This is a genomic window from Comamonas sp. GB3 AK4-5 (assembly GCF_041320665.1).
GTDB lineage: Bacteria > Pseudomonadota > Gammaproteobacteria > Burkholderiales > Burkholderiaceae_C > Comamonas.
Window position 1 is genome coordinate 4,794,976 of record NZ_CP166730.1, and the last position, 13,859, is coordinate 4,808,834.

The 13,859-nt window shown below is 64.3% G+C and carries 14 protein-coding genes; 10 read left to right on the forward strand and 4 right to left on the reverse strand.

Annotated elements, in window-relative coordinates:
• Positions 1 to 28 precede the first annotated feature (28 nt).
• The 3 genes from ACA027_RS21220 (at position 29) to ACA027_RS21230 (ending at position 2,219) form a co-directional block, all read left to right on the forward strand.
• The gene (locus ACA027_RS21220) at positions 29 to 535 is read left to right on the forward strand and encodes an SET domain-containing protein (RefSeq protein ID WP_370680164.1); all 507 of its coding nucleotides are present in this window, start codon (positions 29 to 31) and stop codon (positions 533 to 535) included.
• A 166-nt stretch (positions 536 to 701) separates the two neighbouring features.
• On the forward strand, positions 702 to 1,526 hold the full coding sequence (locus ACA027_RS21225; RefSeq protein WP_370680165.1) for a biotin--[acetyl-CoA-carboxylase] ligase: 825 nt from the start codon (positions 702 to 704) through the stop codon (positions 1,524 to 1,526).
• 9 nt (positions 1,527 to 1,535) lie between these two features.
• On the forward strand, positions 1,536 to 2,219 hold the full coding sequence (locus tag ACA027_RS21230) for an SPOR domain-containing protein (protein ID WP_370680166.1): 684 nt from the start codon (positions 1,536 to 1,538) through the stop codon (positions 2,217 to 2,219).
• Between the two features lie 205 nt (positions 2,220 to 2,424).
• Here the strand turns inward: ACA027_RS21230 and ACA027_RS21235 are convergent, their stop codons facing one another.
• The gene (locus tag ACA027_RS21235; protein WP_370680167.1) at positions 2,425 to 3,399 is read right to left on the reverse strand and encodes a tripartite tricarboxylate transporter substrate binding protein BugE; all 975 of its coding nucleotides are present in this window, start codon (positions 3,397 to 3,399) and stop codon (positions 2,425 to 2,427) included.
• 120 nt (positions 3,400 to 3,519) lie between these two features.
• On the opposite strand from ACA027_RS21235, the gene ACA027_RS21240 reads away from it, so the two are divergent.
• A complete protein-coding gene (locus ACA027_RS21240; protein ID WP_370682650.1) occupies positions 3,520 to 4,428 on the forward strand; it encodes a LysR substrate-binding domain-containing protein in 909 nt (302 codons plus the stop codon).
• A 96-nt stretch (positions 4,429 to 4,524) separates the two neighbouring features.
• Here ACA027_RS21240 and ACA027_RS21245 read toward each other — a convergent pair whose 3' ends face one another.
• The 3 genes from ACA027_RS21245 to ACA027_RS21255 all read right to left on the reverse strand — a co-directional run bounded on the left by ACA027_RS21245 (position 4,525) and on the right by ACA027_RS21255 (position 7,516).
• Positions 4,525 to 5,976, reverse strand: a complete 1,452-nt coding sequence (locus ACA027_RS21245; protein WP_370680168.1) for a sensor histidine kinase N-terminal domain-containing protein — start codon at positions 5,974 to 5,976, stop codon at positions 4,525 to 4,527.
• Between the two features lie 166 nt (positions 5,977 to 6,142).
• On the reverse strand, positions 6,143 to 6,817 hold the full coding sequence (locus tag ACA027_RS21250) for a response regulator (protein ID WP_370680169.1): 675 nt from the start codon (positions 6,815 to 6,817) through the stop codon (positions 6,143 to 6,145).
• 195 nt (positions 6,818 to 7,012) lie between these two features.
• Complete coding sequence (locus ACA027_RS21255) at positions 7,013 to 7,516, reverse strand: MarR family winged helix-turn-helix transcriptional regulator (RefSeq protein ID WP_370680170.1); 504 nt, start codon at positions 7,514 to 7,516, stop codon at positions 7,013 to 7,015.
• A 149-nt stretch (positions 7,517 to 7,665) separates the two neighbouring features.
• On the opposite strand from ACA027_RS21255, the gene recA reads away from it, so the two are divergent.
• From recA to ACA027_RS21285, 6 genes are all read left to right on the forward strand, one after another.
• Entirely contained in the window at positions 7,666 to 8,790 is a 1,125-nt protein-coding gene (gene recA, locus ACA027_RS21260) for a recombinase RecA (protein WP_370680171.1), read from the forward strand.
• 234 nt (positions 8,791 to 9,024) lie between these two features.
• Positions 9,025 to 9,483 carry a recombination regulator RecX gene (recX, locus tag ACA027_RS21265; RefSeq protein WP_370680172.1) on the forward strand — a complete coding sequence of 153 codons (459 nt, stop codon included), beginning with the start codon at positions 9,025 to 9,027 and terminating at the stop codon, positions 9,481 to 9,483.
• A 307-nt stretch (positions 9,484 to 9,790) separates the two neighbouring features.
• Positions 9,791 to 10,633, forward strand: coding sequence for a transporter substrate-binding domain-containing protein (locus tag ACA027_RS21270; protein WP_370680173.1), 843 nt, complete (start codon positions 9,791 to 9,793; stop codon positions 10,631 to 10,633).
• A 602-nt stretch (positions 10,634 to 11,235) separates the two neighbouring features.
• Positions 11,236 to 12,006 carry an SDR family oxidoreductase gene (locus tag ACA027_RS21275; protein ID WP_370680174.1) on the forward strand — a complete coding sequence of 257 codons (771 nt, stop codon included), beginning with the start codon at positions 11,236 to 11,238 and terminating at the stop codon, positions 12,004 to 12,006.
• Positions 12,007 to 12,112: 106 nt separating this feature from the next.
• Complete coding sequence (locus ACA027_RS21280) at positions 12,113 to 12,964, forward strand: fumarylacetoacetate hydrolase family protein (RefSeq protein ID WP_370680175.1); 852 nt, start codon at positions 12,113 to 12,115, stop codon at positions 12,962 to 12,964.
• A gap of 201 nt (positions 12,965 to 13,165) precedes the next feature.
• Positions 13,166 to 13,849, forward strand: a complete 684-nt coding sequence (locus ACA027_RS21285; RefSeq protein ID WP_370680176.1) for an amino acid ABC transporter permease — start codon at positions 13,166 to 13,168, stop codon at positions 13,847 to 13,849.
• The last annotated feature ends 10 nt before the right edge of the window (positions 13,850 to 13,859 follow it).

The following is a 13,859-nucleotide window of genomic DNA, read 5'->3' on the forward strand; positions in this document are numbered from 1 at the left end:
GTGCATATTCAAGTTATCAGAGATTCATATGCCCCGCACCGCCGATTCCCCTTCCAGCCAACGCCGAATCCAGGCCAAGCGCTCCGGCGTGCACGGCAAAGGCGTGTTCGCCGTGCAGCCCATTGCCGAGGGCGAGACCCTGATCGAGTACACCGGCGAGGTGATCGGCTGGCAGGAAGCCCAGGATCGCCACCCCCACGACCCCAGCCAGCCCAACCACACTTTCTACTTCCACGTGGACGAGGACCGGGTGATTGATGCCAACTACGGCGGCAACTCGGCGCGCTGGATCAACCACAGCTGCGCGCCCAACTGCTACACGGACGAGCGGGACGGCCGCATCTACATCGTGGCCCTGCGCAATATCGCCGCTGGCGAAGAGCTGAACTACGACTACGGCCTGATGGTGGAAGAGCGCTACACGGCCAAGCTCAAGGCCGAATATGTCTGCTGGTGCGGCGCGCCCAACTGCCGCGGCACCATGCTGGCGCCCAAGCGGGGCTGGCGGCCGCCGATGCCCACGAACACCCCCTGAGCGGCTGCGCCGCTTCCCCCTCTTTAGGCGCTACGCGCCGGAGGGGAACGGCACCAGCGCCAATCGGGGAGACAAGGCGGCCCTTGCGCGGTGCCCCTGAGGTGGAGGGAGCGCCAGTTTCATAGGACGTGTGACGATGGCCGCACAACAAGAAGAAAGCACAACGATGACCCAAGTGATTCACTGGAACGCCGAAGCCCTGTGGGAGGCGGTGGCGCCGCAGTTGCCGGGTTTTACGGTGGAGATTCTGCCCAGCGTGGACTCGAGCAACACCGAGCTGATGCGCCGCGCGCGCAGCGGTGATACCGCGCCTACGTTGCTGGTGGCGGAGCAGCAGACCGCAGGCCGTGGCCGCATGGGCAAGCCCTGGGCCAGCAGCCTGGGCGATTCGCTGATGTTTTCGCTGGGCCTGCCACTGGCTCCCAGCGACTGGTCCGGCCTGTCGCTGGCCGTGGGCCAGGTGCTGGCCGAGGCGCTGCAGCCCGGCATTGCCCCCATCGCAGACAGCCCATCCGCCACGCCGCGCATTGGCATCAAATGGCCCAATGATTTGTGGCTGGAGGGCGACCGCAAGCTGGCCGGCATTCTGATCGAGACCGCCCATTTCGGCGGCCATGGGCCGCGCCAGGTGATCGTGGGCGTGGGCATCAATGTGCGGCCCCGGCATGAGCAAGGCCTGTCCACCCCGCCCGCCTGCCTGCAGGACCTGGACCCACGCTGGGACGCCCCCGCCGCACTAGCTGCCGTGATCCCGGCCCTGGTGAACTGCCTGCAGCGCTTTGAGACCCAAGGTTTTGCCCCTTTCCAACCGGCCTTTGCCCAGCGCGATCTGCTGCGTGGCCGGCCGGTGCGGCTGAGCGATGGCACCCAGGGCATGGCCGAGGGTGTGGGCCTGGATGGCGCCCTGCTGGTGCGCACGGCCCAGGGCCTGGAACGCATCACCAGCGCCGAGGTCAGCGTGCGCCCCCAGACCGCTGCCACGGCCGGATAAACTGCGCCCATGCTGCGTCTTTCACTGCTTGTCCTGCTGCTGGCCAATGCCGGCTACCTTGCCTGGAGCCAGGGCTGGATGGCCTCGCTGGGCTGGCAGCCTGAGACCCAGTCCGAGGCTTTTCGCCTCAAGCAGCAGATGCGGCCCGAGACCATCCAGGTTGGGGCCCCCAACAAGACCCACAGCCCGACCACGCCGGCACAGGCCACGCCAGCCCCGCCCCCCGTTGACGGCCCCAGCCGCTGCTGGCAGGCCGGCCCCTTCGATGCGACGCAGGCGGCCCAGCTGCGCCAGGCGCTGTACGCACTGGAGCTGCCCAGCAGCGCCTGGGAGCTGCCTGCCAGCGCCGTCCCCGGCCGCTGGATGGTGTACCTGGGCAAATTCCCCAGCGAGCGGGCACTGGAGCAGCGCCGTACCGAGCTCAGCAAGCAGGGCATGACGGTGGAGGCCGCAGGCGGCACGCTGGAGCCCGGCCTGTCGCTGGGCCGCTTCCCCACCGAATCCGCCGCCACACGCGAGCTGACCCAGGCCCTGCGCCAGGGCGTACGCGGCGCCCGCGTGGTGCAGGAGCGCACCGAGGCCACCATCTACACCTTGCGCCTGCCCCAGGTCACCCCCGCCATGCACCCTCGCGTGGAGCAACTGCAAGCTGCGCTGGCGGGCAAGCCATTGGTGTTATGCACACCCTCCTGAGGCGCTGCGCGCCTTCCTCCCGCTCTCGCATCGCGTAGCGACGCGGGCAGGAGGACGCTGCCAGCGCGGCGGGGCGGCCCTTGCGCGGCAGCACTGGAATAGGCCGTGTCAGTTTTGTGCGCAGCGTCGCATCCTCGCAAGTCCAGCGTCCAATAAAAAAAGCCCACGAGCCAAGGCCGTGGGCTTTTTGCTGAATGGAGAGTGATCAGTCCAGCTGGATCTTGGCGTCCACGGCCACTTTTTTCATGGTGACGATGGCGGTCTGGATCTGCTTGCTGAATTCGGCGGTGCTGGAGCCCGAGGGGTACAGGCCTTGGGCGGCCATGCGCTTTTGCACGGCGGGGTCCTTGAGCGCTGCCACCACGGCTTTTTGCACACGCTCCACCTGGGCGGCAGGCATGCTCTTGGGGGCCACCAGGCCGAACCACGAGGGGTTGTTCAGGTCAGCGTGACCGGCTTCGGCGTAGGTGGGCACATCGGGCAGCACGTCCAGGCGCTGCGGCCAGGACACGGCGATGGCCAGGAGCTTGCCGGACTTGATGTGCGCCAGCGACGAGGCCACCTGGTCAAAATACACCGGCACCTGGCCGCCCAGCACGTCGTTGATGGCCGGGCCTGCGCCACGGTAGGGGATGTGCAGCATGTCGGTGCCGGTGCTGCGCTTGAACTGCTCGCCCCACATATGGCCGATGGTGCCGTTGCCCGGCGTGGCGTAAGACACCTTGCCGGGATGGGCCTTGAGATAGGCCACCAGCTCGGCAAAGTTCTTCACCGGCAGGTTGGCGGGGTTGACCATGATGACGCCGGGGGCCTTGACGATTTCCGTCACGCCCACAAAGTCCTTCACGGCGTCATAGGGCAGCTTGCTCAGCACGGCAGGGTTCACGCCGTGGGTGGACAGCGTGGCGATGCCAAAGGTCAGGCCGTCGGTGGAGCGGGCCACTTCGGCCATGCCGATGGAGCCACCGGCACCGGCCTTGTTCTCGATAATCACGGGCTGGCCCAGCAGCTTGCCCAGCACGTCCTGCAGGTTGCGCGGCACCATGTCGGTGGAACCTCCCGGAGGGAAGGGCACGACGATGCGCAGAGGACGGCTGGTGTCCTGGGCCAGGGCCACGCCGGGCGCAACCGTCACGGCGGCGGCCGCAGCCACGGAGGAGAGGAAATGACGACGTTGCATCAGAGGAGTCCTTGAGGAGGAGAGATGTTGCCAAGCGTACGTGATTTGGAGCGCTGTAAAAAGCAATAGCTGTGCCTGTTATCATTCCATAAAGGAATCAAAACAGTGTCCTCCAGCCTATTGCCTTTGCGGCGCCTGACGCCACCTATCCACCTGCTGCGGGCCTTTTCCACCGTGGCCCGGTTTGGCGGTGTCTCCCGTGCAGCCGAGGCCTTGCACCTGACGCAAAGCGCCGTCAGCAAACAGGTGCAGGAGCTGGAAAAATGGGTGGGTGTGCCCTTATTTGAGCGCAACCGCAAGCGATTGACGCTCAGCTCCGCCGGCGAGCGCTATGAAAAATCCGTGCGCGCCCTGCTCTCGCAACTGGAGTCGGCCACGCTGGAATTGATCACCAGCAGCGACGGCGGCGGGGCCTTGCACCTGTCCACCCTGCCCACGTTTGGCGCCAAGTGGCTCATTCCAAAACTTCCTGATTTCCAGTCCCACAACCCCCAGGTGACGCTGCACTTCGTGCCCTATGTGCAAAGCTACGATTTCGAGAGTCCGGCGCTGGACTGCTCCATTTTGTTCGGCGACGGCCACTGGCCTGGCACCCGCGCCCATTACCTCAGCGGGCGCGAGGTGGTGCTGATCGCACCGCGCAACCAGGCCCAGTTGCACCCCATCCACAGCCCGGACGATGTGCGCCATTGCACGCGGCTGCGCCATGTGACCGTGCCCCAGGCCTGGTCGCGTTGGAGCGAGGTCTATGGGGTCGAGGCGCTGGACCCGCTCAGTGGCCCGCAGTTCGACCAGTTCCAGACCATCATTCGCGCCGTGCAGGCCGGCATGGGCGTGGCCCTGGTGCCGCGCTGCCTGGTGCAGGACGAGATCACGGCCGGCCTGGTCAGCGAGCCTCTGCCCGAGCACCGCATCACCAGCGACCGGGGCTATTGGCTGTGCTATCCCGAGACCCGCGCCAACCTGACCACGCTGCAGCAGTTCCGCGACTGGCTGCTGACCAAGGCCGAGCCGCTGCCCGCAGATTAAGGAGCAGCCTCCGCTTATGTCTGCTGGATTTCAGGCATAAAACGCTTTAAAAACAAGCTGGCACCAGCACGCCAAGCTCCCGAATCAAGAGCATCCCTATTCCGCCGCCTGCGCCGGAAAGCGCACGGTAAAGCGTGCACCCGGCATGGGCAGACCGGGGCGGGCATCTTCCAGCGCCACCTGGGCGCCATGCTGGCGAGCGATTTCCAGCACGATGGGCAGGCCCAGGCCGGAGCCGTCGGCCTCGGTGCCCAGCGCGCGGTAAAAGGGCTGGAAGACCAGGTCGCGCTCGCTCTCGGGCACGCCGGGGCCGGTGTCTTCCACCTGCAGCAGCATCTGGCGCGACAAGGTATCGGCCAGCACGCGCACCGTCACCACGCCGGCCTGCTCGGGGTCAGAGGGGGTGTAGTTGATGGCGTTGTCCACCAGGTTGCGCACCAGCTCCTGCAGCAGCGTGACATTGCCCCAGACCTGCAGCGGCGCGCTGCCGGGCAAAAGGCCGTCATAGCCCAGGTCGATGCGCTTGTCCATGGCGCGCGGCAGGCAGTCCTGCACCACGTCGATCACCAGCGTCGCCAGATCGCAGGGCGTGCGCGCCAGCGCCGTGCCGGCGCCTTCGGCCCGCGCCAGCGCCAGCAGCTGGTTGACGGTGTGGGTGGCGCGTATGGAGCTGCGCCCTATCTGCTGCAGCGAGCGCTTGAGCTCTTCGGTGCTGGTGCCCGGGCGCTGGGCCAGATCGGCCTGCATGCGCAGGCCTGCCAGCGGGGTCTTGAGCTGGTGGGCCGCATCGGCCAGAAAGCGCTTTTGCGTGGCAATGGAGTCGTTCAAGCGCCGCAGCAAGTCGTTCACCGCGTCCACCAGCGGCGCCACTTCCATGGGCACGGCCTTGTGGTTCAGCGGTGAAAGATCGTCGGGCTTGCGCGCGCGGATGCGCTCTTCCAGCCGGTGCAGCGGCTTGATGCCACGCGCCAGCGCCAGCCACACCAGCAGCACCGAAAGCGGCAATATGACGAACTGCGGCAGCATCACGCCCTTGATGATTTCCGCCGCCAGCACGCTGCGCTTTTCACGGGTTTCGGCCACCTGCACCAGGGCCAGCACCTCGCGGTCCAGCGGCACGCGCACCCACAGGGCTGCCACGCGGATGGGCACACCGCGCAGCTCGTCGTCACGCAGCTGCACCTGACCTATGGGAGGGTCGTCGCGCACATCGCGCTCGGGCGGCATGGGCATGTCGCGCTCCCCTGCCAGCTGCTCGCTGCCGGCACCCAGAATCTGGTAGTACACCATGTCCGAGTCGTCGGCCCGCAGCAGCTCACTGGCCGGGCGCGGCAGGTAGAACTGCACCTCGCCGTTTTCCACCACCAGCAGCTGGGCCAGGGCCTGGGCGTTGTATTCCAGCGCACGGTCAAAAGGCTTGTTGGCCAGCTCCTGGGCCACCAGCCAGGTCAGCGCCAGCGACACCGGCCACAGCAGCAGCAGGGGCGTGAGCATCCAGTCGAGAATCTCGCCAAAAAGAGACCGCTGCTCGCGCTGAAAAATATTCATGCAGTGTGTGTCAGGAATGCCATGCCGGACTGTGGGACACAGGCCCCGATCTGGACTGCAGTCTAGGTGTTTGCATTCGATGGAATCACGAGGCGGTGGGCTGCAGACCGTGCCGCAGCACGGCAAGCCGACCCCACAAAGTTAGGCGCTCGAAGACAACACCGTATCAGTGGTGGATTTTTTCCAGGCAGTAGCCCAGGCCACGCACGGTGGCGATGCGAACGGGACCGCGCTCGATCTTTTTGCGCAGGCGGTGGATGTAGACCTCGATGGCGTTGTTGCTCACCTCTTCGCCCCACTCGCACAGGCGCTCCACCAACTGGTCCTTGCTGACCAGGCGGCCCGCGCGCTGCAACAGCACTTCCAGCAGGCCCAGCTCGCGGGCAGACAGCTCCACCATCTTGCCGTCTATGGTGGCCACACGCCCGGCCTGGTCATAGACCAGGGGGCCGTGCTTGATGGTGCTGCTGGTGCCGCCCATGCCGCGCCGCGTCAACGCGCGCACCCGCGCTTCGAGCTCCTGCAGCGAAAACGGTTTGGCCATGTAATCGTCCGCACCGAAGTCCAGGCCCTGGACACGCTCTTCCACACTGTCAGCGGCAGTGAGGATCAGCACCGGCAACGCATCGCCACGGCTGCGCATCTTCTTCAGGACTTCCAACCCATGCATCTTGGGCAGGCCAAGATCCAGGATCAGCAGATCGAACTGGTCATTGGCCAGCAGGGCGGCATCGGCTTCGGTGCCGCTGGCCACATGGTCCACCACGGCCCCTGCGCCGCGCAGGCTGCGCAGCAGTCCATCGGCCAGCACCTGGTCGTCTTCGGCGATGAGGATGCGCATGGGAAATCTCCTGGGTTCGCCGCGGTCGGGCCACGGTCATTTATATGTGGTGCTGCCAGGGCGCCCCTGCTACCGCCGGCCAGCCGTCGTATTTTAGAAGCCGTCCATCCCGGCCACCAGCGGACTTTCCCCGGGGAAATGACAGCCACCCCGAATCTTGACCTGCAGCAAGCCTCCAGGGCGCACAGGCCAGGCTCAGGCCAGGGTGCCGCTGTCGCTGGCGTAGGCCTCCAGGCCAATCTTCACCACCGTGGCCACCTCCTCGCCCACGGCCTCCACAAACTCGGCCTCGGCCTGGGCCACCGCGTCGTGAAAGGCCTGCAGCCAGGCCAGGCCGGTGGCGGTAAAGCGCACACGCCGGGCCCTGGCATCCAGCGGGTCCACCTCGCGCGTGACCAGGCCCCAGGCCTCGCACTGGCCCACCAGGTCGGCCATGGACTGCTTGGCTATCCCGGCCTTGTCCGCCAGGTCGGTGATGCGGTCGCCCACCAGCGACAAATGCCGCGTGATGTGGATATGGGCAGCGCTCACCTGGTCGCGTGCCGCCAGGTTGGACAGGGCCAGCGGCACCTCCACCGCACGCGCCATCAGCTGCAGCACACGGGCATCGAAACGGCGCATGGCATGGCCCAGCAGGCGGCCCAGATGGGTCTGGCGCCAGGCATCAGCAGGGGGAATAGCGGGTTGCAGCTCGGTCATGGCGACATGGTAGCAATAGACAGGCAAACTGACTAAATATTGTTAGATTTCATTTTTACTCTCGCCTAAACTACTGTTCAAGCATCCAGCCTGGTAAAGATTCCAGTGGCTGCACCTTCTACCCCAACCACCTCTTCCAGGAGCGCACCATGAACGCCACCGCCGCCAAGACCGCCGACGCCAACAGCGAAAAAGCCAAAGCCCTGGCCGCTGCCCTTGCCCAGATTGAAAAGCAGTTCGGCAAAGGCACCATCATGAAGCTGGGTGAAGGCGAAGCCATCCAGGACATCCAGGTGGTGTCCACCGGTTCGCTGGGCCTGGATATCGCCCTGGGCGTGGGCGGCCTGCCCCGTGGCCGCGTGATTGAAATCTACGGCCCGGAATCCTCCGGCAAGACCACGCTGACCCTGCAGGTGATTGCCGAGATGCAAAAGCTGAGCGGCACCTGCGCCTTCATCGACGCCGAACACGCCCTGGACACCGGCTACGCCCAAAAGCTGGGCGTGAACCTGAGCGAGGTGCTGATCAGCCAGCCCGACACCGGCGAGCAAGCCCTGGAGATCTGCGACAGTCTGGTGCGCTCCGGCGCTGTGGACCTGATCGTCATCGACTCGGTGGCCGCCCTGACCCCCAAGGCCGAAATCGAAGGCGAAATGGGTGACCAACTGCCCGGCCTGCAGGCCCGCTTGATGAGCCAGGCATTGCGCAAGCTGACCGCCACCATCAAGAAGACCAATTGCACGGTCATCTTCATCAACCAGATCCGCATGAAGATCGGCGTGATGTTCGGTTCGCCCGAAACCACCACCGGCGGCAATGCGCTGAAGTTCTACGCCTCGGTGCGCCTCGATATCCGCCGCACCGGCACCATCAAAAAGGGTGACGAGGCCATCGGCAACGAAACCAAGGTCAAGGTGGTGAAGAACAAGGTCTCGCCCCCGTTCAAGACGGCCGAATTCGACATTCTGTTTGGCGCCGGCATCTCGCGCGAAGGCGAAATCCTGGACCTGGGCGTGAACGCAAAGATTCTGGAAAAGTCCGGTGCCTGGTATGCCTACAACGGCGAAAAAATCGGCCAGGGCCGCGACAACTCGCGTGAATTCCTACGCGAAAACCCGGCACTGGCCATCGAAATCGAAAACAAGGTGCGCGACAGCCTGGGCATCACCCTGATCCCCGTGGCCGCCGGCGAAGAAGCCGCCAAGCCCACCGCCAAAGGCAAAAAGGGCGACAAGAACGCTGCCATCGACGAAGACGGTGTGATTCAAGCCTGAGAAAACACCCCCTGAGGCGCTGTGCGCCTTCCCCCCTCTCTCGCTACGCGGAAGGGGGACGGCACCAGCGCTTACCGGGGAGACAAGGCGGCCCTTGCGCGGTACCCTGACATGGGCCGCGCCGGTTGAAGACTGCTCCCTGCTGGCGCGGAAAATCGCTTCGATCCCGCCGTAAAAGTTAGCCATCTTCGCGCAGGGGTTCCTGCGCTTTTTTTGTTTGTGGAGCATCACGGCATGGGCTTTGCCAAACTGTCCCTCACCGGCCGCGCGCTGCGGCTGTTGGCCCAGCGCGAGCATTCACGGCTGGAGCTGGAACGCAAGCTGGCGGCCCATGTGGAAGAAGGCGAAGACCTGGCCACCGTGCTGGACGCGCTGGAGGCCAAGAACTTCATCAGCCCCGAGCGGATGGCCCAGTCCGTGGTCTACACCCGCAGCAAAAAGCTGGGCACGGCCCGTGTGGTGCAGGAGCTGCGCAGCAAAGGGCTGGACGACGATATCGTGCGGGCCGCCGCCGAACAGCTGCGCGCCACCGAACACGCCCGCGCCCATGCCGTGTGGCTGCAAAAATTCGGCAGCCCACCCACCACGCCGCAAGAGCGCATGAAGCAAATGCGCTTTCTGGCCAGCCGTGGCTTTGGCGGTGACGTGGTGCGCCGCGTGCTGCAAGGCCGCGAGGACGAGGACTTCGGCTGAAGCCCTGCCTGCGGCAGCAAGCTGCCAATCTGCAGCGTGGATGAAACACACCCGAGACACTACCAATGCACGCCCCCTGTGCTTTGGATACGCTGCCCCTGGCTGCTATCAGGCAGGCACGCAGCAAAATTCATAGCTTTCAACGCTTGATGCACAAGCCACACAGGCTGTTTTTGCTGTGAGACCCGCGCAATGCGCAGCCCTTCGGCCCAATGGGCTTGGCGGTCCAAAGGTGCTTGCACCACAGTGCAACTGCCTTTTGGCACGCATGGATCCCGTGGTCCCCACCACCGCAAAGGAGACAGATATGCCCCTGCACATGCTCCACTCCAAGCCGGCCCGCCACAAACGGCCGGCATTGCCCTCCTTCCTCGCGCTGCTGGCCTGCAGCCTTGCCTTGCTGGGCATCGGCACGGCACAGGCCGATCAGCTCGACAGCATCATGACCGCCAAAAAGCTGCGCGTGGCCATTGACCTGGCCGTGCCACCCTATGGCATGAAGAACAGCCAGCAACAGCCCACGGGCTCGGACATGGAAACCGCCCAGTTGCTGGCCAAGGACCTGGGCCTGGCGCTGGAGATCGTGCCCACCAACGGCGCCAGCCGGATTGCGCTGCTGCTGGGCAACAAGGCCGACGTCGTGATCTCCAGCCTCTCCATCACCCCCGAACGGGAGCGGATCATTGATTTTTCCCGGCCCTATGCCGGCATCTTGTCGGTCGTGGGCGCGCCCAAAAGCCTGGTGGTCAAAAAGGCCGCCGACCTGGAAGGCAAGACCATCGCCACGGCGCGCGGCACCACCAATGACCAGGAGCTCAGCAAGATCGCGCCCCAGAGTGCGACCGTAGTGCGCTTTGACGATGATGCCGGCAGCCTCGCGGCCGTGGTCAGTGGCCAGGCCCAGGTGTTTGCCACCGCACCCTCTTTGCTCAAGGCCGTGAACGACGCCAACCCGGCCCGGCAGATGGAAGTCAAGCTGGTCATGAAGGTCAACCCCCTGGCCATAGGCATGCGCAAAGGCGAGACCCGGCTCAAGGCCAAGGTCGACACCTGGATAGGGAGCCAGCTCAAAAACGGCCAGCTCAACACCATCTACAAAAAGTTCCACGGCACCGACCTGCCCGAGCTGATCCTGCACGCCGGGGGCTGACACCCCGTCTGCGCCGCCCCGGCGCTGGCCCACGGATTACTGCCCCTGAGATCGCGAACACATTCTGAGAGCTTGTTGACGATCTCCTCGCGGCGGGCACCGCAGGCTGTGCTGCAGCACAGCAAGGCAACCACGTTGACGACCTGCACCCACCCTCGCGCCTGGTGAGCCTCCGCCGTGCTCCGGCATGGCTGCGCGCCTACGCCCATCTGCCGCCACCCCACCCGGCGGGCCGGCACAGGCCCCGCAGCCCAGGAGCCCAGGAGCCCAGGAGCCCAGGAGCCCAGGACCATAGTCTCCCCCGCGATGAAGCAACAGCGGACCCACAGCAGCCGCATCAAGGCTTGTCCCCAACACAGTCCTACGGGCCGGGAACGGCCTGAAAGCGCCCACTACACGGCCTTGCCCATGCTTCAATTTCTTAGGTAAAAATTTTTTACAATCTGAAGACAGAAGAGGAATCAACCAAAGAAGCTGCTTTTTACCTTAGTGAAAACGCTTAAATACATGCTCTACCTCTGGACTTCTGGTGTGATGGGTCTAGTATTAATTTCACATAAGAAATTAATTTTCAAATACAAACCCATCAGCAAGGAGTTGGTATGCAACGCGTCAGCGGAAAAACAGCCCTGGTCACGGCCGCAGGCAAGGGCATAGGCAAGGCCAGCGCATTGGCGCTGGCACAGGAGGATGCTCTGGTCTGGGCGACCGATGCAGACGAACAGGCCTTGGCCGAACTCCACGAGCAAGCCAAGGCCCAAGGGCTTGCCAATCTGCGCACGGCCCGGCTGGATGTACGCGATACCGCTGCCGTGCATGCTTTTGCCAACCGGGTGGGCCGCCTTGATGTGCTGTTCAACTGCGCGGGCTTTGTGCACCACGGCAGCATTCAAGAATGCAGCGAAGCGGATTGGGACTTCAGCATGGACCTGAACGTCAAGTCCATGTACCGCACGATCAGCGCCTTCTTGCCCGCCATGCTGGCCCACGGCAACGGCTCCATCATCAACATGGCTTCAGCGGCCTCCAGCGTCAAGGGCGTGGCCAAGCGCTTTGCCTATGGCACTTCCAAGGCCGCCGTCATCGGCCTGAGCAAGGCCGTGGCTGCCGACCATGTGCAGCAAGGCATTCGCTGCAATGCCATCTGCCCGGGCACGGTCGAGTCGCCCTCGCTGCAAGGCCGCATACGCGAACAGGCAAGGCAGGCCGGCATGGACGAGGCCGCCGTACGCGCCGGTTTTGTGGCCCGTCAGCCCATAGGCCGTGTGGGCCGAGCCGAAGAGATTGCTGCCCTGGTGGTCTACCTGGCCAGTGACGAATCTGCGTTCACCACCGGAACGATTCACATGATTGACGGGGGTTGGTCGAATTGAGACGAGCACCCTCCTAGTCGCTTCGCGCCTTCTCCCTCAATGGGGCGACAGCCTCGCGGCGGGGTGAGGGGCTAGTGCCAACCTAGAAACAAACAAGGAGACAAACATGAAATTGGTTCGCTATGGACATATCGGCCAGGAAAAACCCGGTCTGATCGACACCCAGGGACAGCTGCGCGACCTCTCGGCTCATGTGGCCGATATCAACGGCACAACCCTGGCACCCGGGGCCTTGCAGCAACTGGCTGCTTTGGATGCCGCCAGTCTGCCCCTGGTCAGCCAGCCCCAGCGCTACGGCGCCCCCGTAGCCCAGGTGGGCAAGATTGTGTGCGTAGGTCTCAACTACGCCGACCATGCGGCCGAAACCGGGGCCCCGATTCCGGCAGAGCCGATTCTGTTTTTAAAACCCAGCTCCTCCATCGTGGGCCCCTATGACGAGGTGGTGATTCCGCGTGGCTCGGTCAAAACCGACTGGGAGGTCGAGCTGGGCGTGGTCATCGGCACAAAGGCCTCTTATGTGAGCGAGGAAGAAGCGCTGGACTATGTGGCCGGCTACACCGTGATCAACGATGTCTCGGAGCGCGAATACCAGTTGGAACGCGGCGGCCAGTGGGACAAGGGCAAGGGCTGCGACAGCTTCTCGCCCATAGGCCCCTGGATGGTGACCCGCGACGAGGTGGCCAACCCACAGGCGCTCAAACTGTGGCTGGAGGTCAACGGCAAGCGCTTTCAGGACGGCAGCACCCAGACCATGATTTTTTCGGTGCCCAAACTGGTCAGCTACATCAGCGAGTTCATGTCGCTGCTGCCCGGCGACATCATCAGCACGGGCACACCACCCGGAGTGGGCCTGGGCCAAAGACCTCCGGTGTACCTCCGACCTGGCGACCACATGCGCCTGGGCATAGAAGGCCTGGGCGAACAGCGCCAAACCACCAGGGCATGGCGCGCCCTCTGAGTGTCTTTGTGACTTTGCCGCTTCCCTCTCTCTGCGGGAGGAGGACGCGGCCTCAGCAGGACGGCCCTGGCTCGCTGCCTCTGATTCGGGCTCTGCCAGTTTGATGCGCCAAGAGCGGCACATAGCGCCATGGACCGCTGAGATATTCATCAAATTCAGTAGCCATCAGCGCTTGCTACGCATAGGAGACAGGCTGTTTTTATGCAATACCAGTTCGATTTTTCTGCCGTTCTGGCTCAGTGGCCTTTGCTGCTGGAAGGCGCCTGGACCACGGTGCAGCTGTCATTTCTGGCCACATTGCTGGGCTTTGTGCTGGGCACGCTCTGCGCCATAGGCCGAGGCAGCAGCCTGCCCTGGCTGCGCCGCCTGGTGGGTCTCTACGTCGAAGCCATACGCAATACACCGCTGCTGATCCAGAGCTATTTCCTGATCTTCGGCATGTCCTCGGTCGGCATCACCCTGCCCATCATGGCCGGCGCCGTGCTGGCCTTGGTGATCAATATCGGCGCGTACAGCTGCGAGATCATCCGCGCAGGCATCGAGTCCATACACAAAGGCCAGCTTGAGGCGGCCGAGTGCCTGGGTCTGTCGCGCGCCCAAACCCTGTGGCATGTGGTGCTGCGCCCTGCCGTGGAACGCGTCTGGCCCGCACTGACCAGCCAGTTCGTGCTGCTGATGCTGGCCTCCAGCATCATGTCCTCGGTGGGCGCCGAGGAGCTGCTGGGCGTGGCCAATCGCATCCAGTCAGACACCTTCCGCAACTTTGAGGTTTTTTTGGTGCTATGGGCCGTGTATTGGCTGCTGTCCTGTCTGATGCGCATGGGCTTTTGGTTGCTGGCCCAGTTGGTGTTCACGCGCCGGCGCAAGCTGGGAACGGCCTTGTGAAGGAGCAGCC

Excerpts from the sequence above, each read along its gene's own strand:
- ACA027_RS21280 (WP_370680175.1), top strand. The coding sequence starts at position 12,113 with ATGAAATTGGTTCGCTATGGACATATCGGCCAGGAAAAACCCGGTCTG.
- ACA027_RS21250 (WP_370680169.1), bottom strand. The coding sequence starts at position 6,817 with ATGCGCATCCTCATCGCCGAAGACGACCAGGTGCTGGCCGATGGACTG.
- ACA027_RS21220 (WP_370680164.1), top strand. The coding sequence starts at position 29 with ATGCCCCGCACCGCCGATTCCCCTTCCAGCCAACGCCGAATCCAGGCC.
- recA (WP_370680171.1), top strand. The coding sequence starts at position 7,666 with ATGAACGCCACCGCCGCCAAGACCGCCGACGCCAACAGCGAAAAAGCC.
- ACA027_RS21270 (WP_370680173.1), top strand. The coding sequence starts at position 9,791 with ATGCCCCTGCACATGCTCCACTCCAAGCCGGCCCGCCACAAACGGCCG.
- ACA027_RS21230 (WP_370680166.1), top strand. The coding sequence starts at position 1,536 with ATGCTGCGTCTTTCACTGCTTGTCCTGCTGCTGGCCAATGCCGGCTAC.
- ACA027_RS21245 (WP_370680168.1), bottom strand. The coding sequence starts at position 5,976 with ATGAATATTTTTCAGCGCGAGCAGCGGTCTCTTTTTGGCGAGATTCTC.
- ACA027_RS21285 (WP_370680176.1), top strand. The coding sequence starts at position 13,166 with ATGCAATACCAGTTCGATTTTTCTGCCGTTCTGGCTCAGTGGCCTTTG.
- recX (WP_370680172.1), top strand. The coding sequence starts at position 9,025 with ATGGGCTTTGCCAAACTGTCCCTCACCGGCCGCGCGCTGCGGCTGTTG.
- ACA027_RS21225 (WP_370680165.1), top strand. The coding sequence starts at position 702 with ATGACCCAAGTGATTCACTGGAACGCCGAAGCCCTGTGGGAGGCGGTG.
- ACA027_RS21235 (WP_370680167.1), bottom strand. The coding sequence starts at position 3,399 with ATGCAACGTCGTCATTTCCTCTCCTCCGTGGCTGCGGCCGCCGCCGTG.
- ACA027_RS21255 (WP_370680170.1), bottom strand. The coding sequence starts at position 7,516 with ATGACCGAGCTGCAACCCGCTATTCCCCCTGCTGATGCCTGGCGCCAG.
- ACA027_RS21275 (WP_370680174.1), top strand. The coding sequence starts at position 11,236 with ATGCAACGCGTCAGCGGAAAAACAGCCCTGGTCACGGCCGCAGGCAAG.